The organism is Sphingomonas turrisvirgatae (genome assembly GCF_001721295.1).
Classification (GTDB): domain Bacteria; phylum Pseudomonadota; class Alphaproteobacteria; order Sphingomonadales; family Sphingomonadaceae; genus Sphingomonas; species Sphingomonas turrisvirgatae.
The window spans coordinates 22,017-48,510 of record NZ_MDDS01000026.1 but is presented as its reverse complement, the minus strand read 5'-3'; the positions used below and the strand labels follow the sequence as shown (position 1 = coordinate 48,510).

Genomic DNA, 26,494 nt, shown 5'->3' with positions numbered 1-26,494 from the left:
TATGGTGCGCGGGACCGGCAATGTGAAGCCCGTCGCCCCGGACCCTTCCCGATCCCGGCCGACGCGCCACGCCTGGTCGAGCTTGCGCGAGCCGTCCGCGCCGGCGTCCGCGGCATGGAGCAGCAGGCACGTCTGCTGCGTGAAGCCGACGAGCAGCGCATGCAGGCGCTCGAGGAAGCTCGCCGTCGCGAAGAGCGCGCCCGCGCCGAAGCGGCCGAGGCCGAACAGCGCCGCGCCGCGGAAAAGGCGCGTGCCGAAGCCGAAGCGGCTCAGGCACCCAAGGAAGAACCCAAGCCCGCACCGGTAGCCGAGGCACCCGCGCCTGCGGCCGAGCCCGTCCCGGCCCCTGCGTCGAAGCCGGCTCCGGCTCCGACCCCGGCTCCCGCTCCGGTGCGTCAGGAGCCCGTCGCGCTTCAGCTCGATACCTCGCGTCCCGCGCCGCGCCAGTTCACGCCGGTGCAGCGTCCGGAAATCCCGCGTCCCGCCCCGGCCCCCAAGCCGGAGCCGACGACCGCCGCGCCGAGCAACACGGGCGGCGCAGCCGCGCCGCGCAGCGCGAATCTCGGCCCCAATCGTGCCCCGACGCGTGCGCCCGAACCGCAAAAGCCACAGCAGCGCGATCGCAAGGGCGACGAGCGTCGCGGCGGCAAGCTGACCGTCAACCGTGCCCTCGGTGGCGACGACGGCGCCCGCGCGCGCAGCCTCGCTGCGTTGAAGCGTGCCCGCGACAAGGAAAACCGTCGTCATTCCGGGCCGCGCGAACCGCAGGTCAAGCAGGTCCGCGACGTGCAGGTGCCAGAAGCGATCACCGTCGCCGACCTCGCCGTCCGTATGGCCGAAAAGGGCGCCGATCTGGTCAAGGCGCTATTTAAGATGGGCATGCCCGTCACGCTGACTCAGACGATCGACCAGGACACCGCCGAACTGCTGGTGACCGAATTCGGGCACAATATCGTGCGCGTGTCGGATTCCGACATCGACCTGGCCGTCGACATGGTCGAGGATGCGCCCGAAAGCCTGCGTCCCCGTCCGCCGGTGGTCACGATCATGGGCCATGTCGATCACGGCAAGACCTCGCTGCTCGACGCGCTGCGCGGCACCGACGTGGTGCGCGGCGAGGCTGGCGGCATCACGCAGCATATTGGCGCCTATCAGGTAACGCTGAAGGACAAGTCCAAGGTCACGTTCCTCGACACGCCCGGCCACGAAGCGTTCAGCGAAATGCGCGCGCGTGGTGCCAACGTCACCGACATCGTCGTGCTGGTGGTCGCGGCCGATGACGGTCTGATGCCGCAGACGGTCGAGGCGATCAATCATACCAAGGCGGCCGGCGTGCCGATGATCGTGGCGATCAACAAGATCGACAAGCCCGAAGCCAATGCCCAGAAGGTGCGTGAGCGCCTGCTGAGCGAGGAAGTCGTGGTGGAGTCGCTTGGCGGCGACACGCAGGATGTCGAGGTTTCGGCCAAGAACAAGACCGGCCTCGAGGACCTGATCGAGAAAATCCAGCTTCAGGCCGAACTGCTCGAACTGCGCGCCAATCCGGATCGCGGGGCCGAAGGTACGGTGATCGAGGCGAAGCTCGACAAGGGCCGCGGGCCGGTCGCGACGATCCTGGTGACGCGCGGCACGCTGAAGGTCGGCGACGTGTTCGTCGTCGGCGCGGAAAGCGGCAAGGTACGCGCGCTGGTCGACGACAAGGGGCGTCAGCTCAAGTCCGCCGACCCGTCGATGCCGGTCGAGGTGCTGGGCCTGTCGGGCGTGCCGATGGCGGGCGATCCGCTTCAGGTGGTCGAGAACGAGGCACGTGCCCGCGAGGTCGCCGAATATCGTGCGAGTGTCATCCAGACCAAGCGCACGACCAATGCGCCGGCAAGCCTGGAGAACATGTTCTCCGCGCTGCGCGAGAAGCAGGCGATGGAGTATCCGCTCGTCGTCAAGGCGGACACGCAGGGCACGGTCGAGGCGATCATTGGTTCGCTGCACAAGATCTCGACCGACGACATCAGGGTGCGCATCCTGCACTCGGGCGTCGGCGGCATCACCGAGAGCGACGTCAATGTGGCGGCGGCTTCGGGTGCACCGATCATCGGCTTCAACGTCCGCCCCAATGCCAAAGCGCGCGAGATCGCCGAACGCAACAAGGTCGCGCTGAAATATTACGACGTGATCTATGACCTGACCGACGAAATCCGCGCCGGCATGGCCGGGCAGTTGGGGCCGGAAGCGTTCGAAACGGTCGTCGGCCGCGCCGAAATCCGCGAGGTCTTCTCGGCGGGCAAGCATGGCAAGGCCGCCGGTCTGCTGGTGGTCGAGGGGGCGATTCGCAAGGCGCTCAAGGCACGCATCACGCGCGACGACGTCATCATCTATCAGGGCGAGATCGCGTCGCTGCGCCGCTTCAAGGATGATGTCGCCGAAGTTCGCGCTGGGCTCGAGTGCGGTGTGACGTTCAGCCAGAACTTCACCGACATCAAGGCCGGCGACTATCTCGAAACCTTCGAGGTCGAGCTGCGCGAACGGACGCTTTAACCAGGTCCCTCTCCCATCGGGAGAGGGAGGGAGCCGACAAGGTCGGCGGAAGGGTGAGGGCAGCGGTGATGGGCAGATCTGCCCTCACCCTCCCACCTGGCGTTGCCGGGCGGGCCCCACCCTCTCCCGTTGGGAGAGGGAAATATGAAGCATAACGAAACGTCCGAAACCCGCTCCGTCCGCCTGCTGAAAGTGGGTGAGCAAGTGCGTCACGTGCTGTCCGACATTCTCCAGCGCGGCGACGTGCATGACGAGGTGCTCGCCAGCCATGTGGTGAGCATCACCGAAGTGCGCATGTCTCCCGATCTGCGCCATGCGACCGTGTTCGTGAAGCCGCTGCTCGGCAAGGACGAGGAAGCGGTGCTCAAGGCGCTGCGCACCAACACCGCCTATCTCCAGCGCGAAGTCGCGCATCGCGTGAAGATGAAATACGCCGCCAAGCTCAAATTTCTCGCCGACGAAAGCTTCGACGAGGGCAGCCATATCGACCGGCTGCTGCGCGATCCCAAGGTGGCGCGCGACCTAGCCAGCGAAGGCGACGAGTCGGACGACTCCGGCGTCTGATCGCGCTACGCTCCACGCATGGCCAAGCTCTATTTCTATTATGCCAGCATGAATGCGGGCAAATCGACCACGCTGCTGCAGGCCGATTTCAACTATCGTGAGCGCGGCATGCGCACGCTGCTGTTCACCGCCGCGATCGACGACCGTGCCGGGGCCGGCCGCATCGCGTCGCGGATCGGGCTGGCGGCAGAGGCGGTGGCGTTCGACGCTGACACCGATCTGCGGCTGCATGTCGAGCGAGAAGCCGATCACGGCCCGGTACACTGCGTGCTGGTCGACGAGGCGCAGTTCCTGACCGCAGCGCAGGTCGATCAGCTGTCGGCGGTCGCCGATGTGCTGGGCATTCCGGTGCTGGCCTATGGACTGCGTACCGATTTCCGCGGCGAACTGTTCGTCGGGTCGGCGCGGCTGCTCGCACTGGCGGACGCATTGGTCGAGATCAAGTCGGTGTGCCGCTGTGGGCGCAAGGCGACGATGAACCTGCGCGTCGATGCGCAGGGGCGTGCCGTGGCAGAGGGGGCGCAAACCGAGATTGGCGGCAACGATCGCTATATCGCGCTCTGCCGCCGCCACTTCACCGAAGCCGTGACGATGGTGGCTTGAGGATGCTGGCAATGGGTCCCGATTCGATCATCTATCGCGCGGCGGTGTGGATCATCCCGCTCGTCATCGCGATTGTGTTTCACGAGGTCGCGCATGGCTGGGTCGCGCGTGCGCTCGGCGATCCGACCGCGGCCGAGCGCAAGCGGCTGTCGCTCAACCCGCTACGCCACGTCGACCCGATTGGCACGGTCGCGCTGCCGCTGATGCTGGCGATCGCCAAGGCGCCGGTGTTCGGCTGGGCCAAGCCGGTGCCGGTCGACTACCGGCGATTGCGCGACCCGCGGCGCGGCATGATGCTGGTCGCGCTCGCAGGGCCGGGCATGAACTTCGCGCTGGCACTGGTCGGCGCGGTGCTGCTCGGACTGCTCGCGGCAGCGAACGGCGCCGCCGAGTTGAGCGCAGGCATGGCCTTCGCGTTCGAAAATCTGTTCAACTTCATCGCGGTCAACGTCTTCCTCGCGCTGTTCAACCTGCTGCCGATCCCGCCCTTCGACGGCGGCCATGTGGTGGAGGGGCTGTTGCCGCCGCATCTGGCCGAGCGCTGGGCCTCGCTCGCGAAGTTCGGCTTTCCGCTGTTGTTCATTCTCCTGCTGGTCGTGCCGTCGATCTGGCCCGAGGCGAACATCGTCGCAAAGTTCGTTGCGCCGCCCGCCCAGGCGGTGACGAGCTGGTATCTGCAGATCGCCGGCGCGCTGGCGGGCTGACGCGATGCACGGCTGGATCATCCTCGACAAGCCGCTTGGGCTCGGCTCGACGCAGGGCGTGAGCGCGGTCAAGCGTGCGCTGCGCGAGGGCGGCTACGGCAAGTACAAGGTCGGGCATGGCGGCACGCTCGACCCGCTGGCGACCGGCGTGCTGCCGATCGCGCTGGGGGAGGCGACGAAGCTTGTCGGGCGGATGCTCGACAGCGACAAGGTCTACGACTTCACCGTGCACTTCGGCGTCCAGACCGAGACGCTCGACCTGGAGGGGCGCGAGGTCGCAACATCGCACGTGCGGCCGACGCCCGCGGCGGTCGAGGCGATCCTGCCGCGCTTCACGGGCCCGATCGAACAGGTACCGCCCGCCTATTCCGCGCTGAAGATCGATGGCGCACGCGCCTATGACCTGGCGCGTCAGGGCGAGGAGGTGGTGCTGGCGACGCGGGCTGTCACGATCCACGCGCTGACGCTGCGCGACACGGATGCCGAATCGGCAACGCTGACCGCGCATGTCTCGAAGGGCACCTATATCCGCAGCCTCGCGCGCGACCTTGCGCTGGCGCTCGGCACGGTGGGGCACGTCACCATGTTGCGGCGGATCAAGGCTGGCCCGTTCGACCTCGCCGCCGCGATTTCGCTGGACAATCTGGCCGATGCCGCTAAGCGCCGCACGCTTGAACAATTGCTCCTGCCGTTGAGGGCGGGGCTGGACGACATCCCGGCTCTACTCCTCGCACCCGGTCAGGCAGGGGCGCTCCGTCAGGGGAAAGTGCTGACCGGGATCGCTGCGAATGACGGCCAACACTTCGCGCTGGACGGCGACACGCCGGTCGCGCTGGTCGAGGTTTCGGACGGCAATGTCCGGGTCGTGCGCGGCTTCAACCTGTAGATGATGTCGAAGGAAAAGACATGACGATCACCACCGAGCGCAAGGCCGAACTGGCCAAGGAACATGGCCGCAGCGAAGGCGACACCGGCAGCGCCGAAGTCCAGATCGCGATCCTGACCGAGCGCATCGTGAACCTGACCGAGCACTTCAAGGGTCACCACAAGGACAATCACTCGCGCCGCGGCCTGCTGATGCTGGTCAACAAGCGTCGCAGCCTGCTCGATTACCTCCGCAAGACGGACGGCGATCGCTACACGGCGCTCATCGCGAAGCTTGGGCTTCGCAAGTAACCGGAAAGGCGGCCTTCGGGTCGCCTTTTTGTCATTTCGGGGACGTAAAACCCGGAACGCTGGCGTTACGGCAATCCGGCCGTGAGCCACACAGGCGTGAAGCTTCATGCCGCACCGCGCAGGCCGGACAGCCTGCAAGATAGGCCCCGGACGCATCGGGCGTCCGGTCCAAAGGAAAAAGAATGTTCGACAAGAAAACCGTATCGATCGAGTGGGGCGGACAGACCCTGACACTCGAAACGGGCAAGGTTGCCCGTCAGGCCGATGGCGCCATCATGGCCAGCCTCGGCGAAACCGTGGTGCTGTGCGCCGTCACGGCCGCCAAGACCGTCAAGGAAGGGCAGGACTTCTTCCCGCTGACCGTCCATTATCAGGAAAAGTACAGCGCGGCCGGCCGCATCCCCGGCGGCTTCTTCAAGCGTGAGCGCGGCGCGACGGAAAAGGAAACGCTGGTTTCCCGCCTGATCGACCGCCCGATCCGCCCGCTGTTCCCCGAAGGTTTCTACAACGAGATCAACGCGATCGCGCAGGTCCTCAGCTATGACGGCCATAACGAGCCGGACGTGCTGGCGATGGTCGCCGCTTCGGCCGCGCTCACCATCTCGGGCGTGCCGTTCATGGGCCCGATCGGCGCGGCGCGTGTCGGTTATGTCGATGGCGAATATATCCTGAACCCGACCGACGAGCAGGTGGCACAGGGCGACCTCGATCTGGTCGTCGCCGCAACCTACGACGCGGTGATGATGGTCGAATCCGAAGCCAACGAGCTCTCGGAAGAGGTCATGCTGGGCGCCGTGCTGTTCGCGCACGATGCGTGCCGCGAAGTCATCAAGGCGATCGTCAAGCTCGCCGAACAGGCCGCCAAGGAGCCGTGGGCGCTCGACAAGGTCGATGACAAGGCCGCGACGCTCGCCAAGCTCAACGACGTGATCGGCGCCGACATCGCCGCCGCCTACAAGCTGACCGACAAGCAGCAGCGCCAGAACGCGCTCAACGAAGCGCGTGCCAAGGCGCGTGAGGCGTTCGCCGACCTCAAGGAAAGCGATCCCGCGCAGTATCTCGGCACGCTCAAGCTCGTGAAGAAGCTCGAAGCGAACATCGTTCGCGGCGCCATCCTGAAGGACGGCATCCGCATCGACGGCCGCTCGACCACGCAGATCCGCCCGATCGAGGCTGAAACGCACTTCCTGCCGCGCGCGCACGGCTCGGCGCTGTTCACGCGTGGCGAGACGCAGACCATCGCGACCGCGACCTTGGGCACCAAGGACGCCGAGCAGATGATCGATGGCCTCAATGGCCTGCGCTACGAGCACTTCATGCTGCACTACAACTTCCCGCCCTATTCGGTCGGTGAAGTCGGCCGCTTCGGCGCGCCGGGCCGTCGCGAAGTCGGTCATGGGAAGCTCGCGTGGCGCGCGCTGCACCCGGTGCTGCCTACCAAGGACGAGTTCCCCTACACGATCCGCCTGACGAGCGACATCACCGAGTCGAACGGCTCGTCGTCGATGGCGTCGGTGTGCGGCGGGTCGCTCGCGATGATGGACGCCGGCGTGCCGATCAAGCGCCCGGTCTCGGGCATCGCCATGGGTCTGATCCTCGATGGTAGCGATTATGCCATCCTCTCGGACATCCTCGGCGACGAGGATCACCTCGGCGACATGGACTTCAAGGTGGCCGGTACCGAAGTCGGTATCACGACCATGCAGATGGACATCAAGATCGCCGGCATTACCAGGGAGATCTTCGAAGCGGCACTCAACCAGGCGAAGGCCGGTCGTGCGCACATCCTGGGCGAAATGGCCAAGGCGCTGGGCGAGACCCGCTCGGAGCTGTCGGCCCATGCCCCGCGCATCGAGACGCTGCAGATCGACAAGTCGAAGATCCGCGACGTCATCGGCACGGGCGGCAAGGTGATCCGCGAGATCGTCGCGACCACCGGTGCCAAGGTCGATATCGACGACGAGGGCCTGATCAAGATCAGCTCGTCCGACACGGCGCAGATCGAAGCCGCGATCAACTGGATCAAGGGCATCGTCGAAGAGGCCGAGGTCGGCAAGATCTATAACGGCAAGGTCGTCAACCTCGTCGATTTCGGTGCCTTCGTGAACTTCATGGGCGGCAAGGACGGCCTGGTTCACGTGTCCGAGATCAAGAACGAGCGCGTCGAGAAGGTCAGCGACGTCCTGAGCGAAGGTCAGGAAGTCAAGGTCAAGGTGCTCGAGATCGATCAGCGCGGCAAGGTTCGCCTGTCGATGCGCGTCGTCGACCAGGAAACCGGTGCCGAGCTCGAAGACACGCGCCCGGCGCGCGAACCGCGTGAAGGCGGCGAAGGCCGTGGTGATCGCGGCCCGCGTGGCGACCGTGGTCCGCGTCGCGACGGCGACCGTGGCCCGCGTCGTGAGGGCGACCGCGATCGCGGCCCGCGCCGCGACGGCGGCCCGCGCGGCGAAGGTCGTGGCGATCGCGGCCCGCGCCGCGAGCGCAGCGAAGGCGGCAAGGACGAGGGTCCCGAGGACTTCTCGCCGCCGGCCTTCCTGACCGGCGATCGCGACTGATGAGCTGACGTCCTGACGGACGCGGAGAGGATGGGGCTCCGGCAGCAATGCCGGGGCCCTTTTTCATTGGCGCGCCGCGCGTTGCGCGATAGCCTTGGCCTTTCCCGTTTCGACCAGGATGTGCCCGTGAACCTTCGCCTTGCCTTGCCGATGCTTCTTGCCACCTGCGCCGCTCAGCCGCTTTTCGCCCAGACGGCCCCGGCGGCATCCCCGGCTCCGGCCGCCGCTGGCACCCAGGCTGAGGACGCGCGGCTCAACGCATTCCTCGACGCCGCGTTCGACGCCAGCGCGGCGCTCAGCCCGGAATCGCTCACTGCGCTCGGCAGCAAGACCAACTACGACAAGTTGGACGATTACACCCGCGCCGCCGGCGAGCGGCGGCGGGCGCTTGCCGAGCAGCAGTTGAAGGACATGCGCGCGCAATTCGATCCGGCGAAGCTCGGGGGCCAAGCGCGCCTGTCCTATCGGCTGTTCGAAACGCAGGTCGAACGCGCGCGCCGATCCTATGCGTTTCGCGACTATGGCTTCCCGGTGTCGACCAACGGCAGCCCCGCCGGCCAGATCCCGGTCTTTCTGATCAACAACCACCGCATCGCCAGCGTGGCCGATGCGCGCGCCTACATCTCGCGGATCACGGAAACCGAGCGCGTGATGCGCGAAGTGGCGCAGACGATGCGCGACCAGGCGGCCAAGGGCATCGTGCCGCCCAAGATGGTGTTCAAGCCGGCGCGCGAGGATGCGGCCAAGGTGATCGTCGGCGCACCGTTCGGCGGCGGCCCGGACAGCACCGTGCTGGCCGATTTCCGCAAGAAGGTGACTGCGCTCGACGTGCCGGAAGCGGAAAAGGCGAGGCTGGTCGCCGACGCGCAGGCCGCGCTGAAAGGCCCGTTCAAGCGCGACTTCGACACGCTGTTCGCGGTGCTCGACGAAATCGAGCCCAAGGCCAAGGGCAATGACGGCGCGTGGAGCCTGCCCAATGGCGCCGCCTTCTACGCAACGCGACTGGCACAGAACACGACGACCGATCTCACCGCCGACCAGATCCACCAGATCGGGCTGGATCAAGTGGCGGCGATCCGCGCCGAGATGGAGGTGGTGAAGCAGCGCATCGGCTATTCGGGCAGCCTCGAAAGCTTTTTCGACGCGGTGCGCACCGATCCGCGCTTCAAATTCCCCAACAGCGATGCCGGGCGCGAAGAATATCTGACTCAAGCGCGCGCGGTGATCGCAAAGATGATGGCGGCGGCGCCGCGCTTTTTCCACACGCTGCCCAAGGCGCCGCTGGAGGTCCGCGCGGTCGAGAAATGGCGCGAGGGCACGGCAGCGGTCGCCTTCTACAACCGGCCCGCGCCCGACGGATCGCGGCCCGGCATCTATTATGTGAACCTCGCCAACATGGATCAGGTGCAGAAGGTGCAGCTGGAGGGGATTGCCGTCCATGAGGGCGCGCCGGGTCATCACTTCCAGATCGCACGTGCGCAGGAACTGCCTGGGCTGCCCAAGTTCCGTCGCTTCGGCGGCTATAGCGTCTATAGCGAGGGCTGGGGGCTATACACCGAACGGCTTGCCAAGGAGATGGGCGCCTATACCGATCCCGAGGCGGAATTCGGCATGCTCTCGCTCCAGATGTGGCGGGCGATCCGGCTCGTCACCGATACCGGGCTGCACGCCAAGCGGTGGAGCCGGGAGCAGGCGATCGACTATTTCGCGAAGAATTCATCGATCGCACGCGCCGATATCGAGCGTGAGGTGAACCGCTATATCAACAATCCCGGTCAGGCGACGAGCTACATGATCGGACAGCTCAAGATCAGCGAACTGCGCAAGCGCGCGCAGGATGCGCTCGGCAGCAAGTTCGACATTCGCGATTTCCATGAAGTCGTGCTGGGCAGCGGGGCGGTGCCGCTCGACGTGCTCGAGGAGGAAGTGAACCGCTACATCGCCGCAAAGCGGAGTTAAGCCGCAGCGTATCGGGACGGCGGCGGGTTCAAGTGGAGGGGCTTCTGTTGCCCGGCGCCCTCCGAACCGCTGAATTCCCTTCTGTTGCCCGGTGGGTTCAACCGCGCATTTTAGTCTAACCTTGGTCCGTTAGGACGTAGGGTTAGGCCGCAATAGCGAGTGCTTCGTTATCGTTGGCACTTGTGTGTATGGGCCGTCGCGGTGGTCCCATTCCGAACGAAGGTAGCGCCTTTCAATACACGTCGATCCTGGTTCGGCCCCGTCAGAAACGGTGTCCAGAAACACCACCTTATGGTGGAGCCGCCGGGTACTGCCCCCGGGTCCGCTGCATCTATTATACGCCACGATTTATCGTCATAGCCGGGCGAACCCGGCACGACCGATATAGGAGGCGCGCACCGCGATGGGAAGGGGGGGGCGGCTGCCAACGATCGCCCGGCCGGCTGCGTTTTCAATCCCCCCATAAAATACTGGGATTTGGCCTTCACTTCGCCGCAAAGCGGGTGCATGGGATCGTCATGCTGACTCAGCGTTCCCGTTATGCCCTCCGCGCGATGCTGTTCATGGCGACTCAGCCCCCCGAAGGTGCGCCTGTGCCCATGACGCGCATCGCGGCCGAGGCGAACGTGCCGCGCAAGTTCCTGGAACTGATCCTCGCTGATCTTCGCGAGGCCGGCTTCCTCATCTCGACTCGCGGCAAGATGGGCGGATACCGGCTGTCGCGGCCCAAGCATCTCATCTCGCTGGGTGAGATTGTGCGCGTGATCGAAGGGCCGCTGGCGCTGGTGCCCTGCGTCAGCCGCACCGCCTATCGTCCGTGCGGCGATTGCAAGGACGAAGCGACTTGCGCGATCCGGCTGGCAATGGCGCGGGTGCGCGATGAAACGGCGCGCATTCTCGACGGCACCAGCCTCGCCGATGCGACCGCACAGGAACTGGCGGCAGCCTAGGCCAGGACCCTAGTCCCGCTTGCGCAGCTCGTCGCGGATTTCACGAAGCAGCGCGACGTCGGCAGGCTCGGCCGCCGGCTCGGCGGTGCCCTCCTTCTTCTCCTGCTCCATCGTCGTCGCCAGCTTGTTCACCGTGCGCACCAGCATGAAGATGATGAACGCGATGATGAGGAAGTTGACCGCGACGGTCACGAACTGGCCGTAGCCGAGCAGCGGCACGCCGGCCTTCTTCAGCGCCTCGTAATCGCTTGACCCCTGCAGGTTCGCGGGGACTTCGCCCAGCACCAGGAAATAGCTCGAGAAATCCAGGCCGCCAAAGATGCGGCCGATCACCGGCATCAGGATATCCTCGGTCAGCGAGGTGACGATCTTGCCGAATGCCGCGCCGATGATGACCGCGACCGCGAGGTCGAGTACGTTGCCGCGCGCGATGAACGCCTTGAATTCCTTGAGCATGAACGCACTCCCGCTTTGCTGACGCGACAAGGGTAGCGTTGCGATTCATCTGGATCAACGTGCGCATCCATTGCGCAAGCGGCGGCGCGGCCCTAACTTGCTGGTGTCGTATCGATGCGACACACTGGTTAGAGGGTGTTTCCACATGAAGCTTCGTCTGGTTGCCGGACTCGTTTGTGCGGCGTTGCTGTCCGCCTGCGGTCTCAACAGCGTGCCGACATCGGAAGAGAATGCGAAGGCCAAATGGGCCGAAGTGCAGAACCAGTATCAGCGCCGCGCCGACCTCATTCCCAACCTCGTCTCGACCGTGAAGGCGGCGGGCGCGCAGGAAAAGGACATTCTGGTTCAGGTGACGCAGGCGCGTGCCTCGGCCAGCCAGGTGCGGGTCAGCGACGCCGACCTCACCGATCCGGCCAAGGTCCAGGCCTATGAACGCGCCCAGGCTGGCGTCACCCTGTCGCTTCAGCGGCTGCAGGAGGCCTATCCGGAACTGCGCAGCCAGGCCAATTACGCCACGCTGATGACTCAGCTTGAGGGGACCGAGAACCGCATCGGCATCGCGCGCCGGGACTATAACGAGGCGGTGCAGAGCTATAACACCACGATCCGAACCTTCCCCGACGCGATCGGCGCCAAGATCTTCTATGGCGCCAAGCCGCTGGTCCCGTTCCAGGCGACCACGCCCGGCGCGGACACGGCGCCAAAGGTCGATTTCGGTACTTGATCGCGCGCCTCGGAGCGGCGGTATGATCCGTTTCCTGCTGACGATCCTCGCCGCGCTGTCGCTGGGCAGCGCGGCGCAGGCTCAGACCTTCCCGAAGCTGACCGGCCGGGTGGTCGACGCCGCCAGCCTGCTCTCGCCCGAGCAGACGGCGCAGATCACGGCGATGTCGGAGGCGACGGAACAGGCGACCGGCCGCCAGCTCGTCGTCGCCACGATCCCCGATCTCCAGGGCTATGAGATCGACGAGTTCGGCTACAAGCTCGGCCGCGCCTGGGGCATCGGACAAAAGGATGCCGACAACGGCGTCATCCTGATCGTCGCGCCGAACGAGCGGCGTGTGCGGATCGAGGTCGGCTATGGCCTCGAACCGATCCTGACCGACGCGCTGTCGGGCATCATCATCCGCGACACGATCACGCCCGCGTTCAAGGCCGGCGACATGGGCGGCGGCATCGTCGCCGGGGCAAGCGCGATCAACGAGCAGCTGAAGCTCCCGCTCGAAGCCGCCGAAGCACGCGCCAAACAGCAGATCGATGCCGGCCAGCGCAAGAAGCGCAGCAGCAGCAGCGGCACGAGCATCTTCACCGTCATTTTCTGGCTGTTCATCCTCCTCTTCGTCATCCTGCCTATCGTGTTCGGCTCGGCGCGCGGCAAACGCTATCGCCGCGGCAGCGCGCCGGTGGTGATCTGGGGGCCGGGCTGGGGCGGCGGATCGTCGGGCGGCGGCGGCTGGGGCGGCGGTGGCTTTGGCGGCGGTGGCGGCTTCGGTGGCGGCGGCGGATCGTTCGGCGGCGGCGGTGCCTCCGGTGGCTGGTAACGCAGGGGGCTGGTGATGGCGCGCAAGTTCACGGCGCAGGAGCATGAGATCGTCACCGCCGCGGTGGCGCAGGCCGAGCGCGGCACGGATGGCGAGATCGTGACCATCGTCACCGACTGGTCGGATCATTATCACGACGTCTCGCTCTATTATGCCGCCGCGGTGATGATCGCCGCGCTCGGCGTGTTCGCGATCTGGCCCGGGCTGCTCGATGCGAAGCTCGCCTGGTTCACCGGCGGCTGGGGCGAGGCCGAGCGGCATGTCGAGCTGGGCCTCATCGTCGTCGTCCAGGCGATCCTGTTCCTCGCCATCCGCTATGGGTTCGAGGCGCTGCCGTTTCGCGGGCTCCTGATCCCCGCCGCCGTGCGCGGCCGGCGTGTGCGGCGGCGCGCGGTGCAGTTCTTCAAGGCCAGCGCGGAAAAGCGCACGGCCGCGCGGGTCGGCGTGCTCCTTTACCTCAGCCTGGCCGAACATCGGGCCGAGATCGTCGCGGACGAGGCGATCGTAGGGAAGGTCGACGACGCCGTCTGGGGCGAAGCGATGGTCGCCCTGGTCGATCGCATTCGCGCCGGCGATCCGGCCGGCGGCATGGCCGCGGCGGTCAGCCGGATCGGCGCAGTGTTGAGCGAGCATTTCCCCAAGACGGCACACGACCTGAACGAATTGCCCGACCGGCTGATCGAACTGTGACGCTACCGCCCGATGCCGACGCCCCGGTCGAAACGATGTGGGCCGGCAACTATATCACCGCCAGGAAGCAGGGGCGGTGGGAATATGTCGGCCGCGCCCGCGGTATCAAGGCGGCAGCGATCGTCGCGCTCGATGACGGTCACCTGATCCTGGTCGACCAGTATCGCGTGCCGCTCGGGCGACAGAGCCTGGAACTGCCGGCGGGCCTCGTTGGCGACGAAACGTCGGGCGAAGCCATCGAGGTCGCGGCCGCGCGCGAGCTTGAGGAGGAAACCGGCTATCGCCCGGGGCGCGTCGAATCCCTCGGCGAATTCTGGTCCTCGCCTGGCATGGTCAGCGAAAGCTTCTTCCTGGTTCGCGCGCACGATCTGACGCGGGTCGGCGCGGGCGGCGGCGTCGGGGAGGAAGGGATCACCGTCCACCGCGTCAGGCTGGACGAGGTGCCGGCCTTCGTTGCCAAGTGCCGCGCGCGCGGCATGGCGATCGACGTCAAGCTGCTGCTGGCACTCGGTTCGGTGTTCCTCGGCTAAGCGGCCGCCGCGAGGAGCTGCGGCACCACCCCGCCGCCGCGCGACTTACCGGAAGTTGTCGGCGTAGGCCTGAAGCTTGAGCTTGCGCTGCGGGGCTGGAACCACGTGGAACTCGATCCCCTCGCGCCGGGCATAGTCCTGCGCCGCTTCGAGCGTCGGGAAGTTCAGCCGCAGCTGATTGCGCGTGTCGCCCGATCCGGCCCAGCCGGTGAGCGGATCGGCGCGCTGCTGGCTCGGGTCGAACTCCAGCACCCAGCGATCGGTGCGGGCGCGGCCCGACTGCATGGCGTTCTTGGGACGCTGATAGATGCGAGCGGTAGTGGACATGACGCTTCCTTTAACGCGCTCCATTGCGGCGCGCATCTGCATTTTTGGTCCGCAACGTCGCACTGGCATTGGCCGGGTCGTCGGGCCAGGGATGGCGCGGATAGCGTCCGCGCATTTCCTTGGCGACATCGGCCCAGCTGCCCTTCCAGAAACCGGGCAGGTCGCGTGTCGTCTGGATCGGCCGGCCCGCGGGCGAGGTGAGCGACAGGACCAGCGGCACCTTGTCGCCGATGGTGGGGTGCGTGGACAGGCCGAACAGCGATTGCACGCGCAGCTCGACCGTTGGCCCCGCCTCGGCGGCATAGTCAATCTCGTGGCTCGACCCGGCAGGCGTTTCAAAGCGGGCCGGGGCGCGGCCGTCGAGCGCCTTCTGCCCTTCCCAGCCCAGCCGGTTCTGCAGAGCATGAGTCAAGGCATGGGGATCGATCACGTCGAGCCGCCGCTTGCCGGCAAGCGCGGGCGGCAGCCAGTCGTCAAGGTCGGCGATCAGCGCCTCGTCCGACAAGTCCGCAATCCCGGCATAGGCGGCGCGGGTGCGCAGCGCGCTTGCGGCGGCGGACCAGGGCAGCAGGTCTAGGCCATGCTTGTTGCGCACGCCGTCGAGCAGCGCGGCGGCGATCTCGTCCGGATCGGCCTGGGTGTCCGGGCCGGACGACAGGCGGATCGCACCCAGGCGACGTTCGCGCGTCGCCTCGGCGCGACCGGTCGCTGGGTCGAAGCGGACGGTGCGGCGCGTAGCGATCCGAAGCGCGAACAACCCTTCGACCACGGCGCCGTCGATCGGCGCGGCCGACAGGATGCGCGCGCCAGCGGCCATGCCCTGCGTTTCGGCGACGGCAAGCCATTCGTGACGGGCAAGGCTGGAGGTGGGATCCAGCTTGAAGCCGCGCCCGCCGGCCGACGCCCAGGTCTCGCCCGACCCGTCGCGGCGCCTGGCGATGCGGTCGGGAAAGGCGAGCGCGACGCAGACGGCGACTTCGTGATCGCCCTCACCTTGTCCACCGCCTGTGGCGGCGGGCCCTGTCCCTCGCCCCTGGGGAGCGGGAGGAAGGGGCGCAGCGCCGGAAGGGTGAGGGTGATCGCTTGCCAGCCGTGCCCAGCGTTCCGCCAGCTTGCGCGCGGCCTCTGCACGCGCCCCGCGCTCGCTCCGCCAGCGGCGCAGGCGGTGCTCCAGGTCGGCATCGGGCCCACCCAGTCCGCGTTCGCCGAGCAGCACGGCGACTTGTGCAGCGGTCCGCGCCAGCCCGCGCTCGCCCGCGCGGACCAGCATGTGGCCAAGGCGCGGCGGCAGCGGCAGGCCGGCGATCGCCTTGCCATGCGGCGTGGGGCGGCCGTCCGCGTCGAGCGCTTCCAGGGCCATGAGGCGGGCACGCGCTTCGTCGATCGCGGCTTGCGGCGGTGGATCGAGCCACGCCAGCTCGCGCGGATCGGACACGCCCCAGATCGCGCAATCCAGTGTCAGCGCCGACAGGTCCGCCTCGAGAATCTCGGGCGGGTCGAAGCGCGGCAGGCCAGCGGTGGCGGCGGCATCCCACAGGCGATAGGCGGTGCCCGGCCCCTGCCGCGCGGCGCGACCGGCACGTTGGGTCACAGCCGCCTGGCTGGCGCGTTCGGTGACCAGCCGGGTCATGCCGGCGGCGCGGTCATAGCGCGGCCGGCGGGCGAGCCCTGAATCGACCACAATGCGAATGCCGTCGAGCGTCAGCGAGGTTTCGGCGATCGACGTGGCGAGCACGATCTTGCGCCGGCCTTGCGGGTCGGGCTGGATCGCGGCGCGCTGCGCGGCCGGGTCCAGGCTGCCGTGCAGCTTGTGCAGGATCGTGCCGGGCGGCGGGTCGATCCGTTCGGCGGTCCGCTCGATCTCGGCAACGCCGGGCAGGAAGGCCAGGATACCGGCAACCGGATCGTCGGCGGCTTCGCGCAATGCCTGTTTGATCGCGGCGGCGACGCTGTCCTCGATCCGCGCTTCGGCGGCGCGGCCAAGATGGATGCAGTCCAGCGGATGGCTGCGTCCTTCGGATTCGATGACCGGCGCGCCCCCCATCAGGGTTGAAAAGCGTGCGCCGTCCAGCGTCGCGGACATTGCCACCAGGCGCAGGTCGGGCCGCAGCGCCGCCTGCGCGTCGAGCGCGAGGGCAAGGCCGAAATCGCTGTCGAGGCTGCGTTCATGCACTTCGTCGAACAGCACGGCGGAGACGCCCGCCAGTTCGGGGTCGCTCTGGATGCGGTTGACGAAGATGCCCTCGGTGACGACCGTGACCCGCGTTCGCGCCGACCGGCGGCTGTCCATGCGCGTGGCATAGCCATAGGTTTCGCCGGGGCGCTCATCGGCCAGCGCGGCCATCCGCTCGGCGGCGGCTCGCGCCGCGAGCCGGCGTGGCGATAGCAGCAGGATCTCCCCCCCTGCGACCCACGCCTCGTCCAGCAGTGCCGGCGCGACGGCGGTGGTCTTGCCCGCACCGGGCGGCGCGACGAGCACGGCGGTGCTGCGCTCGCGCAGCGCGGCGAGCAGGTCGGGCAGGACCGCATGGATCGGCAGCGTCATGCCCGGCCTCATGCCGCGCCGCGCGGGAAAAGTCATTCCGCCGCGCGCGTCGGCGTGCTGCTCCGGGCGATCACGGCCGTTGCCAGTAACGGGTCCTGATCCTAGGCAACGTCCTGCATGGACTTGTACCTTCCCATCGCCAGCCTGTCGGTCAATGCGCTCGTCATCGTGCTGCTGGGGCTCGGCGTCGGGCTGCTGTCCGGCATGTTCGGCGTGGGCGGCGGGTTCCTGACGACGCCGCTGCTGATCGTCTATGGCATCCCGCCGACCGTCGCCGCCGCCTCTTCCGCCAGCCAGGTCACCGGCGCCAGCGTCTCGGGGGTGTTCGCGCATCTGCGCCGCGACGGCGTCGACCTGCACATGGGCGCGGTGCTGATCGCCGGCGGCGTGCTGGGATCGGTCGTGGGCGCGGTGCTATTCCGGCTGCTGCAATCGACCGGGCAGATCGATACCGTGATCGCCATCCTCTATGTCGTGATGCTCGGCGCGATCGGCGGCCTGATGCTGAGCGAAAGCTGGAGCGCGATCCGCGCCTCGCGCTCGGGCGCGCCGCCGCGGGCGCGGCGGCGGCGGCATCATCCGATGGTGGCCGCGCTGCCGCTGCGCTGGCGCTTCTATCGCTCGGGCCTCTACATCTCGCCGCTCGCGCCGCTGCTGCTCGGCTTTGCGACGGGTATTCTCACCGTGCTGCTCGGTGTCGGCGGCGGGTTCATCCTCATTCCCGCGATGCTGTATCTGCTCGGCATGCCGGCGCGGGTGGTGGTCGGCACCTCGCTGTTCCAGATCCTGTTTGTCAGCGCGGCGGCGACGATGATGCACGCGCTCACGACCAAGGCGGTCGACATCGTGCTGGCGGCATTGCTGCTGCTCGGGTCGGTGGTCGGCGCGCAGCTCGGCGCGCGCTTCGCACAGCAGGCCAAACCCGAATATCTCCGGCTGGCGCTCGCCGTCATGGTGCTGCTCGTCGCGGTGCGCATCTTCCTCGGCCTTGTGTGGCGGCCGGACGAGATCTTCACGGTAGAGCTGGCGTGAGGAAGCTGCTCGGCCTTGCGCTCGCGGCACCGTTGCTGCTCGGACAGGCAAAGCCGGTGCTGGTGCCCGACGTGTCGCAGCGCGAGATCGAGATCGCCTATTCCTTTACCGGAGCCGACTTGCTGCTGTTCGGCGCCATCCTCCATGCCGGTGGCAGCGAGCGGCGGGCGGGCGAACCCCCGGCCGATATCGTCGTGGTGGTCAAGGGACCGACCGAATCGGTGTTGGTGCGTGAAAAGCAGAAGGTCGCCGGCATCTGGGTCAATGCTGATCGCACCCGTTATCGCTCGGCACCCAGCTTCTATGCCATCGCCTCGTCGCGCCCGATCCGCAAAATCGTCGATGCGCGCACGCGTGCGATCTACGAACTCGGCCTCGACAGCCTGCAATTGTCGCCGGCCTCCGGCGCGGTGCCCGCAGTCCAGGCGCGGTTCGACGCGGGGCTTGTCGATCTCAAGAAGCGCTCGGGCCTCTATTACGAAGCGCCGCGCGCGGTCGAGATCACCGACGACGTGCTCTATCGCGCCCGCGTGAACATTCCCGCGCGCGTCCCGGTGGGCAAGTTCACGGCCGAAACCTTCCTGATTCGCGACGGGCGCGTGCTGGCGGCGGCGGTGCGCGACATCGACATTCGTAAATCCGGCTTCGAACGGTGGATCGCGCGCGCGGCGGAGCGCTCGTCCTTCCTCTACGGGCTGGCGGCGGTGGCGCTGTCGGTGCTGCTGGGCTGGGCGGCCGGCGCGATCTGGCGACGCTTCTGACCAGGCGGTGGCCGGGCCACACGCAATCTTTACCTTGTGCCGCGCATAACCGACCGCTGATCGACGCAAAGAGCGGTGTGCCGAATGACAGACGAGGTTAGCCTGCATCGCCTTGACCGGATCCGGCCGGCTTCCGAGGCGATGGCACCGACGCCGACCAGCTTCGCGCCGGCTGTGATCGGCAGCGTGTCGGCAGTGGGCGGCGCATCGTCCGAGATCATCCTCGATCCCGCCGCGACGAACGTCCTCTCGACCAGCGCCGACCCGGCGGTCGCCGCGTCGGGCACGATGGGCAGTCAGGTCAAGATGCGCTCTGGACAGGCGTGGCTGATCGCCAATGTCCGCGCCCTGCGGCTCGACGGCAGCAAGTTGGTCGCCCAGGTCGATTTCCTGGGCGAAGGCGACGAAGAACGCCTCACCGGCAAACTCTACAACTTCCGCCGCGGCGTCACGCGATACCCCACTCCGGGTACGCCGGTATTTCCGATTTCGACGTCGGACTTGAAGCAGATTTATTCCGCGGACGACCGCGCGCATATTGAGGTTGGCAACGTCTATCCAACCAGGGATATCCGCGGCGCGCTGTATGTGGATGCGATGCTAGGCAAGCATTTTGCGTTGCTTGGATCAACCGGCACCGGCAAATCGACCAGCGCGGCACTCATCCTGCATCGGATTTGCGAATTGTCGCCGCAGGGCCACATCGTGATGATCGACCCGCACGGCGAATATTCCGCCGCATTCAAAACTAACGGCGCGCTGTTCGACGTCAGCAATCTTGCGATGCCATACTGGCTGATGAACTTCGAGGAGCATTGCGAGGTCTTCGTGACCACGCAGGGTTCGGACCGGCAGGTCGATGCCGACATCCTCGCCAAGTGCGTGCTGATGGCCAAGCAGAAGAACCGTCTGGCGGCCGAGTTCGGCAAGCTGACCGTCGACGCGCCGATCCCCTATCTGCTGTCCGACCTCACGACCATCATCCAGAACGAGATGGGCAAGATGGACAAGGCGACCGATACAGCGCCCTATCTACGTCTCAAGTCCAAGATCGACGAGATCAAGGGCGATCCGCGCTATGCGTTCATGTTCAGCGGCATGCTGGTGTCGGACACGATGGCGAGCTTCATCAGCCGCATCTTCCGCCTGCCGAGCGACGGCAAACCGATCTCGATCATCGACGTGTCGGGCGTTCCGAGCGAGATCACCAGCGTGGTTGTCGCCGTGCTGAGCCGGATGGTGTTCGACCATGCGATCTGGTCGCGCGGTGAAGCGCAGCGGCCAATCCTGCTCGTTTGCGAGGAGGCGCACCGCTATGTGCCCAACGAGCGCAACGCCGACGGTTCGTCAGTCGGTCGGATCTTGAGCCGGATCGCCAAGGAAGGGCGTAAATACGGCGTGTCGCTCGGGCTGATCACGCAGCGTCCGTCCGACCTTGCCGAAGGCGTGCTGTCGCAATGCGGCACCATCATCGCCATGCGCCTCAACAACGATCGCGATCAGGCATTCGTTCGTGCGGCGATGCCCGAGGGCGCGCGCGGATTTCTCGATGCGATCCCGGCGCTTCGCAATCGCGAGTGCATCATGGTGGGTGAAGGCGTGGCGACCCCGGTTCGCGTCACGTTCGATTCGCTCAGCGAGGACAAGCGGCCTGCCTCGAGCGACCCGGTCTTCTCGCAACTGTGGCGACAGACCGGTGGCGAGGATGCAAGCCTTGAGCGGACCATCCGAAAATGGCGGTCGCAGGGACGGTAGGGACCGGCCTTACGGCCGCTTCAACACGAACTGGTCGGGCGTCAGGGCTTCGCCACGCGTGAAGCCGGCTTGGCGGACCGCACCCTTGAACGGGTTCACGCGGTTCATGCGAATGCCGACCGATGCCTTGCCCGGACCCTGCGGCTTGAATGCCAGCGGCAGTTCGAGCTGAAGCACCCCGTCGACATAGGAGCGATAGACCGCGCCGTCATAGCTTTGCGCGACATGATACCAGCGGCCGACCGGAAAGGTCTTGTTCGGGGCCATCAGCGCCTGATTGTAGCCAGGCCCGCGCATGAATGCGTCGAGGTACCAGCGATCGTCGACCACGCGGATCTCGAACAGGATGCGCGTCGTGCCCGTGCCGGGCGCAACCGGCGGACTTTCGTCGCTTTCGAGGTGGAACCAGCGTTGCTCGAACACCCCGCCATCGGGGCGGAACAGCGCTTCGAACGTGAAGCGGGGCGAGCCGGCCAGCGGATGGTCGTCGATGAACACGGCATCGTTGACGCCGTCGAATTCGACCGCGCGACCAAGCGGCGAGCGGATGACCCGGGGATTGCCGATCGCCCGAACGCGATGTCCGCCGATCCGCGTCAACGAGTCGAAGGTCCAGATTCGGGTATCGCGGTGCGTCGCCATTGCCGGCGCGGCGAGCAGCGCGGTGCCGCCGACAATCAGGGAACGGCGATCGAGGATCATTCGGCTGCGTCCGGGGCCTTCTTGCGCGCGCCGCCGACCGGCACTGCGAGCAGTTGGGCTAGCTTTGCCTTGAAGGCGCGCAAGTCGCCGCCGCCGAGCTGCTCGACGACCGAGAAGCTGACCGAGCGCGGGTTGATCGCGACGCCGTTGCGATAGAGTTCGTAATGGAGATGCGGCCCGGTGGAGATGCCGGTCGAGCCGACATAGCCGATCACCTGCCCGCGCGCGACGCGCTGGCCGCTGCGCACTGCGATGCGGCTCATATGGCCATAGCCGCTGCCCATGCCGGCGCTGTGGTTGAGGCGCACGAAATTGCCATAGCCGCCGTTCCGGCCGGCGAACGCGACGACCCCGTCATTGGCAGCGCGGATCGGGCTGCCATGGCCAGCGGCGATGTCCAGCCCCTTATGCATGCGCGCAAAACCCAGCACCGGGTGGCGGCGCAGGCCAAAGGTTGAGCTGATGCGGCCAGCGGCGGGCATCGCCATCTGCCCCTTACGCTCGCCCATGCCGCGCCCGTCATACCAGGTGATGCGCCCATCTTCTTCCCAGCGGACCAGTTGCAGCTTGCCCGATCCGCCGTTGAGCCCGGCATATTGCAGCTCGCCCAGCTGAACCTCGCCGGTCGCGGCCTTGGCTTGCTTGACGATGATGTCGAATTCGCTGTCCGCGCCCACGCGGCCGATCGGCATGCGCGTGGCGACCGCGCGGATATAAGCTTCGACCGCGCTGGCCGGTGCACCTGCGGCACGGGCCGAACGATACAGCGAGTCGCCGACCCGGCCGCGGATGCGAAGCGGAGTATGGTCGATCGCGATCGGAATTTCGTTGAGCGCGAGAGCGGTGCCGCTGCGCACCAGTTCGAGGCTCAAGTCGAAGCGAGCACGAAACGCCAGCTTTTCCAGCGGTCGTGGCTGGGACTTGTCGGCGCGCCGTCCGAGCGTGAGGTCGAGCTGCGTGCCCGATTTGAGGTCGCCAAGATCGACCGCGGCGGCGACGAGATCGGCGGCGCGCGTCGCATCCGCACTCCCCACCCCCGCACGCTGAAGCGCCGACGCGAGCGCACTGCCGGAACCGAGCGTCACCGTGCTTTGCAGCACCGGGCGTTCGGGCGTGTCGGTCAGCGGGTTGGCGAGTCCTGTCGCGGCAAGGCGCGTCCCGGTCTTGCCGCCCATGGCAAGCGGGGCGATGGCTTGTGCCCGTGCGATCGCGGCGTCGTTGCCCGACAATGCGGCAGGGACGGCGCCATAGATCGGGCGTTCGAACCCTGGCGAAAGAAGGACGGCGCCCGCGAGCAGCGCAGCGCAGGTCGCGGTGCCGCGCCACCAGCTGGCCGAGCCGATGCGTGAGCCGAGATCGGGGATCAGTTCGAAGTCTGGGTAGCGTTCCTGGAAGCGTGCAATCAGGCCGGGCGTCGGCAACGGCGCAGGGACGGCACGGCCGAACGACAACGCTGCTGCGCCGCCGGCCTGTTCCACCCCGAAATCGCTGCGCAGAAACAAGGCGCGCGGTCCCCCATTCATCGACTGATCTTTTGCCGACCCCCGGCACAGGTCGGAGCGTTGTGGACGAGAGTTCCTAAAGTCAAATTAAGCAGCCTGCATAAGCGCTTGGCTTGCGGCGAATCGTGCGGGCGTGGGGACGAGGCGTGAGCGGATCCAAGTTGGCCCGAAACGCGTGTGGCGACAATGGCTTGCGCCGGGGCCGCGTCGCGACGATCTTGGCAGTCTGATGAGCCTGTTCTCCACCTCGTCGGTCACCGCAGTGCTGGGGCCGACCAACACCGGCAAGACGCATCTCGCGATCGAGCGATTGTGCGGCCATTCGAGCGGCATGATCGGCTTCCCGCTGCGGCTGCTGGCGCGTGAGGTCTACGACCGCGTCGTCGCGATCAAGGGGCCCAAGGAGGTCGCGCTGGTCACTGGCGAGGAGCGTATCGTGCCGCCGGGCGCGCGGTGGTTCCTGTGCACGGCCGAATCCATGCCGATCGGCGGAGGCATGGATGCCGGAGCCGACAACAAGCTGCCTCGCGACGTCGGCTTCGTCGCGATCGATGAAGGGCAGCTGGGCGCAGACCCCGAGCGTGGGCATGTCTTCACCGATCGCATTCTGCGCGCGCGGGGGCGCGACGAGACGATGATCCTGGGATCGGATTCGCTGCGGCCGGTATTGCGAAAGCTGGTGCCGGACGCCGAAATCATCACCCGGCCCCGTTTTTCGACGCTTTCCTATGCCGGGGCGAAGAAGCTGTCGCGCCTGCCCAAACGGTCGGCAATCGTCGCGTTCAGCGCCGAGGAAGTCTATGCCGTGGCAGAGGCGCTGCGGCGGCTGCGCGGCGGCGCGGCAGTTGTGATGGGCGCGCTGTCCCCGCGCACCCGCAACGCGCAGGTCGCGATGTTCCAGGCGGGCGAGGTCGATTATCTGGTCGCCACCGATGCGATCGGCATGGGGCTGAACCTGGACGTCAGCCATGTCGCCTTCGCCTCGCTCAACAAGTTCGACGGGCGTCGGCAGCGGCGACTGACCGTGGCCGAGATGGCGCAGATCGCGGGCCGTGCCGGGCGTCACCAGCGCGACGGCACATTCGGCGCGCTCGCCGAGGAAGGGCCCGGCGCGTTCACGCCCGAAGAGATCGCGAGTATCGAAGGCCATCGCATGCCGCCGCTCGAGCATCTTTATTGGCGCGAGGGCGAGCCCGATATCTCGAGCATCGATGCCCTGATCGCGAGCCTTGAGCGCAAGCCGGATTCGCTCGTGCTGCGCGCTGCGCCGGAGGCGGTGGACCTTTCCGTGCTCAAGCGGCTGGCGGCCGAGGACTGGGTCCGCGAACGAGTCCGCTCCCCGCGCGCAGTCCAGCGGCTGTGGGCGGCGTGCGGCCTGCCCGATTTCCGCAAGCTCGGCCCCGATCCCCATGCGCGCTTCGTGGCGCGGGTGTTTCGGCATCTGAGCGAAGGCACCGGCCATATTCCGCATCACTGGTTCGCCGACGAACTGGCGCGGCTCGACCGGGTGGATGGTGATGTCGAGACGATCGCCGGCCGGATCGCAGCGACGCGCAGCTGGGCCTATATCGCGCAGCGGGCCGACTGGCTGGCGGAGCCTGCGCTTTGGGCCGACCGCACCCGTACGCTGGAAGAAAAGTTGTCCGATGCGCTGCACGCCAGCCTGACGCAGCGGTTTGTGGACAAGCGCACGACGGTGTTGCTGCGGCAGATCGGGGCGGATGCGTCGAACCTGCCGGTGGTGGTCGGGCCAGAGGGCGAGGTGAGCGTCGAGGAACATGTGCTGGGCCGGCTCGACGGGTTCCGGTTCGCGGTGGCGGCGGATGCGCGGGTGGCGGACAAGCGCATGCTGCTGGCGGCAGCTGAAAAGGGGCTGACGGGCGAGTTGAGGCGACGCGGCGAGGCGCTGGTCGCGGCGCAAGACGATGCTTTCGCGCTGTCGGGTGAGGGCGTGCATTGGGGCGGCGTGGTGGTGGCGCGGCTGGATGCAACCGGCAATCCGGTGCGTCCGCGAGTGCGCATCGACCGTTCGCTGGACGTGCTGGATGCAAGGCTGCGGGTGGCGGCGCAGGATCGCATCGCGCGCTGGTTCGCGGCGCGGATCGCGGCGGACCTGCCGGCGCTTGCTGCGATCGATGCGTTGAGCCGCGATCCTGCGGCGGGCGGGCGCGTGCGTGCGCTGGCGAGTGCGCTGGTCGAGACGGGGGGATTGCTGCCGCGGCGCGCGGCAGGCGCCCTGGTCGAGCAGCTGGAGCCGGACGAGCGCAAGACACTGCGCAAGGCGGGGCTGGTGATCGGGACGCTCGACCTGTTCGCGCCGGCCTTGCTCAAGCCGCGCGCGGCGGCGGCGCGGCGGGCATTGCTGGGCCTGACGGACGTGCCGGCGCAAGGGGCGAGCGTGCTCGCGCGCGGGGCACCGGGCGCGGCGCTTGCACATGGGTTCCGCCCCCTCGGCACCCAGGCTGTGCGGGTCGACCTTGCCGAGCGAATCTCGCAGGCTGCGCACGACCAGCGCAAGGGACGGGCGCCGTTCAGCCTCGACCCGGCGCTCGCGACGTCGATGGGGCTGACTGCGGACACGATCGCGCGGCTGATGGCGCAGCTGGGTTTTCAAAGCGTGCGCGCGCAAAAGGACCAGCCGCCCCGCTGGGTCTGGAAGGGGCTGACGCCGCTCGCCAGGCCCAAGGCCCCGCCGCGCGACACGCCGATGGGGCATGCCTTTGCGAAACTCGCGGCGCTTGCCGATGAATGACGCCAGCATGCGCCTCGACCGGTTCCTGTGGTTCGTGCGGCTGGTGAAGACGCGCGGTGCCGCGCAGGAACTGGCAGAGGCGGGCATGTTGCGGCTCGACGGGCGGCGGATCGAGAAGTCGTCGGTTCAGGTCCGCGTGGGTTCGGTGATCGCCTTTCCGCTGCGGGGCCAAGTGCGGATATTGCGGGTCGAGGGACTCCCGCTGCGCCGCGGCCCCGCCCCCGAGGCACAGGGCATGTATCAGGAATTGACGCCGGGAATGGCGGAATCTCGCGACTGATAACGTCTCGCAGAAGGCTGCGCGCGATTGACGAGGGCGGATGCCGGGCATAGCAGAAACCGACCATTTGCCCGCCGGGGCGTATCAGGGGCCTGAATTGCCATGACCTATGTCGTCACCGATGCCTGCATCCGCTGCAAGTATATGGATTGCGTCGAGGTCTGCCCGGTCGATTGCTTCTATGAAGGCGAGAACATGCTCGTCATCAACCCCAACGAATGCATCGATTGCGGCGTGTGCGAGCCGGAATGCCCGGCCGAGGCGATCCTGCCGGATACCGAGAGCGGCCTTGAGCAGTGGCTGGAGCTCAACAACACCTTTTCGGCGCAATGGCCCAACGTCACGCGCAATGCCGGCCAGACACCGGCCGATGCCGACGAGATGAAGGGCGTCGAGGGCAAGTACGACAAGTATTTCTCGCCGGAACCCGGCGCGGGGGACTGATCGGGCGTTCCGCCCCGGCAAGCTGAGCCGCTTTCAGAAAAAGTCGCACGAACCGGGCGACGGGATCGGACGGCGTGCGCGCTATCCGTAATCCCGACCGTTTGCAGGGTGGTAATTTTATTGCAGCTGTGTTA

At 67.1% G+C, this 26,494-nt stretch carries 24 protein-coding genes and 1 other RNA gene; 19 read left to right on the top strand and 6 right to left on the bottom strand.

The features are described 5' to 3' along the window. From infB to BFL28_RS11360, 8 genes are all read left to right on the top strand, one after another. A partial coding sequence (gene infB, locus BFL28_RS11395; RefSeq protein ID WP_119184588.1) for a translation initiation factor IF-2 occupies nucleotides 1-2,532 on the top strand: 2,532 nt, incomplete at its 5' end. A gap of 144 nt (nucleotides 2,533-2,676) precedes the next feature. Continuing rightward, nucleotides 2,677-3,096, top strand: a complete 420-nt coding sequence (rbfA, locus tag BFL28_RS11390; RefSeq protein ID WP_069320685.1) for a 30S ribosome-binding factor RbfA — start codon at nucleotides 2,677-2,679, stop codon at nucleotides 3,094-3,096. 18 nt (nucleotides 3,097-3,114) lie between these two features. After that, nucleotides 3,115-3,699 carry a thymidine kinase gene (locus BFL28_RS11385; RefSeq protein ID WP_069320684.1) on the top strand — a complete coding sequence of 195 codons (585 nt, stop codon included), beginning with the start codon at nucleotides 3,115-3,117 and terminating at the stop codon, nucleotides 3,697-3,699. An 11-nt stretch (nucleotides 3,700-3,710) separates the two neighbouring features. Then, a complete protein-coding gene (locus tag BFL28_RS11380) occupies nucleotides 3,711-4,403 on the top strand; it encodes a site-2 protease family protein (RefSeq protein WP_069320697.1) in 693 nt (230 codons plus the stop codon). Nucleotides 4,404-4,407: 4 nt separating this feature from the next. Beyond that, the gene (truB, locus tag BFL28_RS11375; RefSeq protein ID WP_069320683.1) at nucleotides 4,408-5,289 is read left to right on the top strand and encodes a tRNA pseudouridine(55) synthase TruB; all 882 of its coding nucleotides are present in this window, start codon (nucleotides 4,408-4,410) and stop codon (nucleotides 5,287-5,289) included. A gap of 20 nt (nucleotides 5,290-5,309) precedes the next feature. Further along, nucleotides 5,310-5,579: a 30S ribosomal protein S15 gene (rpsO, locus tag BFL28_RS11370; RefSeq protein WP_069320682.1), complete on the top strand. Its 270-nt coding sequence runs from the start codon at nucleotides 5,310-5,312 to the stop codon at nucleotides 5,577-5,579. Nucleotides 5,580-5,761: 182 nt separating this feature from the next. Beyond that, a complete protein-coding gene (gene pnp / locus BFL28_RS11365) occupies nucleotides 5,762-8,134 on the top strand; it encodes a polyribonucleotide nucleotidyltransferase (RefSeq protein WP_069320681.1) in 2,373 nt (790 codons plus the stop codon). Nucleotides 8,135-8,284: 150 nt separating this feature from the next. Then, on the top strand, nucleotides 8,285-10,093 hold the full coding sequence (locus tag BFL28_RS11360) for a DUF885 domain-containing protein (RefSeq protein ID WP_420911763.1): 1,809 nt from the start codon (nucleotides 8,285-8,287) through the stop codon (nucleotides 10,091-10,093). Between the two features lie 70 nt (nucleotides 10,094-10,163). On the opposite strand, the gene ssrA is transcribed toward BFL28_RS11360, so the two are convergent. After that, nucleotides 10,164-10,507, bottom strand: a transfer-messenger RNA (tmRNA) gene (ssrA, locus tag BFL28_RS11355). A 104-nt stretch (nucleotides 10,508-10,611) separates the two neighbouring features. Here ssrA and BFL28_RS11350 point away from each other — a divergent pair. Continuing rightward, nucleotides 10,612-11,043, top strand: a complete 432-nt coding sequence (locus BFL28_RS11350) for an RrF2 family transcriptional regulator (RefSeq protein ID WP_069320680.1) — start codon at nucleotides 10,612-10,614, stop codon at nucleotides 11,041-11,043. 9 nt (nucleotides 11,044-11,052) lie between these two features. On the opposite strand, the gene mscL is transcribed toward BFL28_RS11350, so the two are convergent. Next, nucleotides 11,053-11,499, bottom strand: coding sequence for a large conductance mechanosensitive channel protein MscL (mscL, locus tag BFL28_RS11345; protein WP_069320679.1), 447 nt, complete (start codon nucleotides 11,497-11,499; stop codon nucleotides 11,053-11,055). A gap of 145 nt (nucleotides 11,500-11,644) precedes the next feature. On the opposite strand from mscL, the gene BFL28_RS11340 reads away from it, so the two are divergent. The 4 genes from BFL28_RS11340 to BFL28_RS11325 are packed head-to-tail and all read left to right on the top strand — an operon-like array spanning nucleotide 11,645 to nucleotide 14,260. Further along, nucleotides 11,645-12,223, top strand: coding sequence for a LemA family protein (locus tag BFL28_RS11340; RefSeq protein ID WP_069320678.1), 579 nt, complete (start codon nucleotides 11,645-11,647; stop codon nucleotides 12,221-12,223). A gap of 22 nt (nucleotides 12,224-12,245) precedes the next feature. After that, nucleotides 12,246-13,040, top strand: coding sequence for a TPM domain-containing protein (locus BFL28_RS11335; RefSeq protein WP_069320677.1), 795 nt, complete (start codon nucleotides 12,246-12,248; stop codon nucleotides 13,038-13,040). Nucleotides 13,041-13,055: 15 nt separating this feature from the next. Further along, nucleotides 13,056-13,730 (top strand): TPM domain-containing protein, encoded by a 675-nt coding sequence (locus tag BFL28_RS11330; RefSeq protein WP_069320676.1) that lies wholly within the window; start codon nucleotides 13,056-13,058, stop codon nucleotides 13,728-13,730. A 35-nt stretch (nucleotides 13,731-13,765) separates the two neighbouring features. After that, entirely contained in the window at nucleotides 13,766-14,260 is a 495-nt protein-coding gene (locus BFL28_RS11325; RefSeq protein WP_069320695.1) for an NUDIX hydrolase, read from the top strand. Nucleotides 14,261-14,305: 45 nt separating this feature from the next. Here the strand turns inward: BFL28_RS11325 and BFL28_RS11320 are convergent, their stop codons facing one another. Both BFL28_RS11320 and hrpB read right to left on the bottom strand, forming a co-directional pair. After that, the gene (locus BFL28_RS11320; RefSeq protein ID WP_119184587.1) at nucleotides 14,306-14,587 is read right to left on the bottom strand and encodes an ETC complex I subunit; all 282 of its coding nucleotides are present in this window, start codon (nucleotides 14,585-14,587) and stop codon (nucleotides 14,306-14,308) included. Between the two features lie 10 nt (nucleotides 14,588-14,597). Next, nucleotides 14,598-17,132: an ATP-dependent helicase HrpB gene (hrpB, locus tag BFL28_RS11315; protein ID WP_069320694.1), complete on the bottom strand. Its 2,535-nt coding sequence runs from the start codon at nucleotides 17,130-17,132 to the stop codon at nucleotides 14,598-14,600. A 117-nt stretch (nucleotides 17,133-17,249) separates the two neighbouring features. Here hrpB and BFL28_RS11310 point away from each other — a divergent pair, with 117 nt between their 5' ends. The 3 genes from BFL28_RS11310 to BFL28_RS11300 all read left to right on the top strand — a co-directional run bounded on the left by BFL28_RS11310 (nucleotide 17,250) and on the right by BFL28_RS11300 (nucleotide 20,680). Beyond that, complete coding sequence (locus BFL28_RS11310) at nucleotides 17,250-18,164, top strand: sulfite exporter TauE/SafE family protein (protein ID WP_069320675.1); 915 nt, start codon at nucleotides 17,250-17,252, stop codon at nucleotides 18,162-18,164. Then, nucleotides 18,161-18,925 carry a TIGR02186 family protein gene (locus BFL28_RS11305; protein ID WP_069320674.1) on the top strand — a complete coding sequence of 255 codons (765 nt, stop codon included), beginning with the start codon at nucleotides 18,161-18,163 and terminating at the stop codon, nucleotides 18,923-18,925. The genes BFL28_RS11310 and BFL28_RS11305 overlap by 4 nt, the downstream gene beginning before the upstream one ends. Nucleotides 18,926-19,066: 141 nt before the next feature. Next, the gene (locus BFL28_RS11300; RefSeq protein ID WP_173655730.1) at nucleotides 19,067-20,680 is read left to right on the top strand and encodes an ATP-binding protein; all 1,614 of its coding nucleotides are present in this window, start codon (nucleotides 19,067-19,069) and stop codon (nucleotides 20,678-20,680) included. A 9-nt stretch (nucleotides 20,681-20,689) separates the two neighbouring features. Here the strand turns inward: BFL28_RS11300 and BFL28_RS11295 are convergent, their stop codons facing one another. Then, on the bottom strand, nucleotides 20,690-21,382 hold the full coding sequence (locus tag BFL28_RS11295; protein WP_069320673.1) for a LamG-like jellyroll fold domain-containing protein: 693 nt from the start codon (nucleotides 21,380-21,382) through the stop codon (nucleotides 20,690-20,692). Beyond that, nucleotides 21,379-22,905: a M23 family metallopeptidase gene (locus BFL28_RS11290; RefSeq protein WP_241527297.1), complete on the bottom strand. Its 1,527-nt coding sequence runs from the start codon at nucleotides 22,903-22,905 to the stop codon at nucleotides 21,379-21,381. The genes BFL28_RS11295 and BFL28_RS11290 overlap by 4 nt, the downstream gene beginning before the upstream one ends. Nucleotides 22,906-23,113: 208 nt before the next feature. On the opposite strand from BFL28_RS11290, the gene BFL28_RS11285 reads away from it, so the two are divergent. The 3 genes from BFL28_RS11285 (at nucleotide 23,114) to fdxA (ending at nucleotide 26,360) form a co-directional block, all read left to right on the top strand. Continuing rightward, the gene (locus BFL28_RS11285) at nucleotides 23,114-25,636 is read left to right on the top strand and encodes a helicase-related protein (protein ID WP_069320690.1); all 2,523 of its coding nucleotides are present in this window, start codon (nucleotides 23,114-23,116) and stop codon (nucleotides 25,634-25,636) included. Further along, nucleotides 25,629-25,916, top strand: coding sequence for an RNA-binding S4 domain-containing protein (locus BFL28_RS11280; protein ID WP_069320672.1), 288 nt, complete (start codon nucleotides 25,629-25,631; stop codon nucleotides 25,914-25,916). Before BFL28_RS11285 ends, BFL28_RS11280 begins: the two co-directional genes overlap by 8 nt. Before the next feature lie 102 nt (nucleotides 25,917-26,018). Beyond that, nucleotides 26,019-26,360, top strand: coding sequence for a ferredoxin FdxA (gene fdxA, locus BFL28_RS11275; protein ID WP_069320671.1), 342 nt, complete (start codon nucleotides 26,019-26,021; stop codon nucleotides 26,358-26,360). The last annotated feature ends 134 nt before the right edge of the window (nucleotides 26,361-26,494 follow it).

What these genes read in the sequence shown, in the direction of transcription:
- BFL28_RS11380 (WP_069320697.1), top strand. Translation starts at nt 3,711, where the DNA reads ATGGGTCCCGATTCGATCATCTATCGCGCGGCGGTGTGGATCATCCCG.
- BFL28_RS11300 (WP_173655730.1), top strand. Translation starts at nt 19,067, where the DNA reads ATGGCACCGACGCCGACCAGCTTCGCGCCGGCTGTGATCGGCAGCGTG.
- BFL28_RS11335 (WP_069320677.1), top strand. Translation starts at nt 12,246, where the DNA reads ATGATCCGTTTCCTGCTGACGATCCTCGCCGCGCTGTCGCTGGGCAGC.
- BFL28_RS11310 (WP_069320675.1), top strand. Translation starts at nt 17,250, where the DNA reads ATGGACTTGTACCTTCCCATCGCCAGCCTGTCGGTCAATGCGCTCGTC.
- rpsO (WP_069320682.1), top strand. Translation starts at nt 5,310, where the DNA reads ATGACGATCACCACCGAGCGCAAGGCCGAACTGGCCAAGGAACATGGC.
- BFL28_RS11360 (WP_420911763.1), top strand. Translation starts at nt 8,285, where the DNA reads ATGCTTCTTGCCACCTGCGCCGCTCAGCCGCTTTTCGCCCAGACGGCC.
- rbfA (WP_069320685.1), top strand. Translation starts at nt 2,677, where the DNA reads ATGAAGCATAACGAAACGTCCGAAACCCGCTCCGTCCGCCTGCTGAAA.
- BFL28_RS11385 (WP_069320684.1), top strand. Translation starts at nt 3,115, where the DNA reads ATGGCCAAGCTCTATTTCTATTATGCCAGCATGAATGCGGGCAAATCG.
- fdxA (WP_069320671.1), top strand. Translation starts at nt 26,019, where the DNA reads ATGACCTATGTCGTCACCGATGCCTGCATCCGCTGCAAGTATATGGAT.
- BFL28_RS11340 (WP_069320678.1), top strand. Translation starts at nt 11,645, where the DNA reads ATGAAGCTTCGTCTGGTTGCCGGACTCGTTTGTGCGGCGTTGCTGTCC.
- BFL28_RS11350 (WP_069320680.1), top strand. Translation starts at nt 10,612, where the DNA reads ATGCTGACTCAGCGTTCCCGTTATGCCCTCCGCGCGATGCTGTTCATG.
- BFL28_RS11330 (WP_069320676.1), top strand. Translation starts at nt 13,056, where the DNA reads ATGGCGCGCAAGTTCACGGCGCAGGAGCATGAGATCGTCACCGCCGCG.
- BFL28_RS11285 (WP_069320690.1), top strand. Translation starts at nt 23,114, where the DNA reads ATGAGCCTGTTCTCCACCTCGTCGGTCACCGCAGTGCTGGGGCCGACC.
- BFL28_RS11290 (WP_241527297.1), bottom strand. Translation starts at nt 22,905, where the DNA reads ATGAATGGGGGACCGCGCGCCTTGTTTCTGCGCAGCGATTTCGGGGTG.
- BFL28_RS11295 (WP_069320673.1), bottom strand. Translation starts at nt 21,382, where the DNA reads ATGATCCTCGATCGCCGTTCCCTGATTGTCGGCGGCACCGCGCTGCTC.
- BFL28_RS11280 (WP_069320672.1), top strand. Translation starts at nt 25,629, where the DNA reads ATGAATGACGCCAGCATGCGCCTCGACCGGTTCCTGTGGTTCGTGCGG.
- hrpB (WP_069320694.1), bottom strand. Translation starts at nt 17,132, where the DNA reads ATGACGCTGCCGATCCATGCGGTCCTGCCCGACCTGCTCGCCGCGCTG.
- BFL28_RS11325 (WP_069320695.1), top strand. Translation starts at nt 13,766, where the DNA reads ATGTGGGCCGGCAACTATATCACCGCCAGGAAGCAGGGGCGGTGGGAA.
- truB (WP_069320683.1), top strand. Translation starts at nt 4,408, where the DNA reads ATGCACGGCTGGATCATCCTCGACAAGCCGCTTGGGCTCGGCTCGACG.
- mscL (WP_069320679.1), bottom strand. Translation starts at nt 11,499, where the DNA reads ATGCTCAAGGAATTCAAGGCGTTCATCGCGCGCGGCAACGTACTCGAC.
- pnp (WP_069320681.1), top strand. Translation starts at nt 5,762, where the DNA reads ATGTTCGACAAGAAAACCGTATCGATCGAGTGGGGCGGACAGACCCTG.
- BFL28_RS11320 (WP_119184587.1), bottom strand. Translation starts at nt 14,587, where the DNA reads ATGTCCACTACCGCTCGCATCTATCAGCGTCCCAAGAACGCCATGCAG.